General features: G+C 44.0%; 2 protein-coding genes. Both read left to right on the top strand.

Translation table 11 applies throughout. The annotated features are described in order from the left end of the window. Positions 1 to 113: 113 nt before the first annotated feature. Positions 114 to 299 carry a hypothetical protein gene (locus tag E1163_RS00595; RefSeq protein WP_155168585.1) on the top strand — a complete coding sequence of 62 codons (186 nt, stop codon included), beginning with the start codon at positions 114 to 116 and terminating at the stop codon, positions 297 to 299. 32 nt (positions 300 to 331) lie between these two features. After that, a partial coding sequence (locus E1163_RS00590; RefSeq protein WP_185155896.1) for an RHS repeat-associated core domain-containing protein occupies positions 332 to 1533 on the top strand: 1202 nt, incomplete at its 3' end.

Below are 1533 nucleotides of genomic sequence, written 5' to 3'. Positions count from 1 at the left end.
AGGAGCCTTGCAGCAATGCGAGGCTTTTTTACTTTACAGGGTTCTAAGCTTAGCAGCTTTAATCAAGTTATCGAGAGTGTAGAAAATATGCTCTTTATCTTCATCGTAGTTAAATGGTTGAGCATAGCGATCCTACGACTTTTACAGCCACTTTTGAATCTGAAAATGCGGCTGAAGAAGAAGAGTTATATGCCAACATTCAGGACACCAGGGTAACTTTCAATAATGCCGATGCCAATGCAGACGGAGGTGATAAAGTGGTACGCCTGAATGGCACCCAGCCTGCGGCCCAGGCATAAGCCTGCCTGTAGGGGCTGGTGATAAAATAGACATGGAAGTCTTTGGCTACTATGAAGGAGGTTCCGGGTATTCATCCACAACCACCACTACAGCGCTAATTTCGGCCGTGGCAGGAGCTTTTGGAGGCGTAAACGGAGGCTCAGGCTATGAGCAGGCAACCTACGATGCTTTTGAAGGAGCCTATGCCACCCCCGGGGGCATGGCCATCAACGGCACGGCCGATGACAAAAGGCCTGCTGCTTACCTCAACTACATACTGTTTGATGAGGACATGGTGTACTACCAGCATGGCCACGCCCAGATATCTACTGCCGCGGATATGAACCACGAAAAAATATCCATCAACGATATTGTGGCACCAAAAGCAGGATTTGTGTATGTTTATGTTAGCAACGAAAGTGTTGCTGCCAATTGGACCTATTTTGATGATATGAAGGTGGTGGTCACAGAGGGCAGTGTTGTCCAAAGGGACAATTTCTATCCTTTCGGTCTTCAGCACTCTGGAGGATATCAGCGAATAACAGCCAAAAGGAACGATTTCCTCTATAATGGCTTTGAATTGCAGAAATCCCTTGATTGGAATGTCTATGATTATCAAGCCCGTTATTATGATCCAGTACTAGGAAGGTTTTTAAATGTTGACCCTGCGGCTGACCTGATGAGAAGGCATTCGCCTTACAACTATGCTTTTGATAATCCGATTAGGTTTATTGATCCTGATGGGATGGTGCCGGAAGAAGTGGCTAAAGGGCCTTGTGGAGATAAACCGTGTGATGATCAGACATTGGCAAGTACTATAGCAGTTGATCTTCTAGAAACAAAACATTCTCTTTATAATATAGTTTTAGCAGCAGTTGGTTCTGATACAAGGGCTCAATTCGTAGAAACTGAAGATGGGTATAAAACCGGATTTGTTGAATCAAAACAATCAACAGGAGAAAAATGGTTGAGTTTTGGAATCGATGTGGTAAATGTAGCAACTTTTGGAAAAGGAGGTGGAGTTACAGGTGGCATATTAGCTAAAACACCAGCGAAAGGGGCAGTTGATGATGTAATTGAAACAACAATTGATGCATCAAAGAAAAGTGGTGATGGTACTTTAGTTAGATTTGGACAAGAGGCAGAAACCACAGAGGGGCTTGCCGAACAGGCAGCAAAAGCTGAAGCACACGGGTTTCCTCATGGTGTATCTACTAAAAAAGTGGAGAAACTTCAAAAGAGTGATAAAATACA

Origin of the sequence: Fulvivirga kasyanovii (genome assembly GCF_009711405.1) — a bacterium.
Lineage (GTDB): Bacteria > Bacteroidota > Bacteroidia > Cytophagales > Cyclobacteriaceae > Fulvivirga > Fulvivirga kasyanovii.
This window is presented reverse-complemented; position numbering and strand designations above follow the sequence as displayed.